Annotated in this window: 1 protein-coding gene; it reads right to left on the bottom strand. The window is 45.1% G+C overall.

Annotation, left to right across the window (positions count from 1 at the left end):
- Window positions 1–446, bottom strand: a 446-nt coding sequence (locus A3751_RS15470; protein WP_156492516.1) for a DEAD/DEAH box helicase, incomplete at both ends; no start/stop codon positions are given.

Genomic DNA, 446 nt, shown 5'->3' with positions numbered 1-446 from the left:
TGATCCAAGGTTTTAATGCGTTTGTGCTGAGGAACCTCTCCAGACAGCAAAGCAGCCTTGATGCCCTTTGCTTTTAATGCTGATTCGAGGCGACGGGTCTCATCGCGTCGATTACCAAAAATAATGGCACGACTCACTTTGTTCAAATCAAGATAGCGACAAATAATTTCAAGCTTTTCATCCGACGACACCATGAAGATCTTCTGATCCACTTTTTCAGTGGTCAGTTGCTCTGCTTCGATCTCGATATGAATCGGACTACTTGTCCAGCGCTGACACAAGTTCAACACGTCCTGATTAAAAGTGGCGCTGAAAAGAAGCGTTTGTCGACGATCAACTTTCGGGCAGCGGCCAAGAATACGTTTAACATCAGGAATAAACCCCATATCAAGCATTCGATCCGCTTCATCAATGACGAGCGTATCCACTTGATCGAGATAAAGGTC

The sequence above is a fragment of the Oleiphilus sp. HI0080 genome, assembly GCF_001635135.1.
Note: the sequence above shows the minus strand (reverse complement) of the source record. Positions and strands in the feature narration are given on the sequence as shown.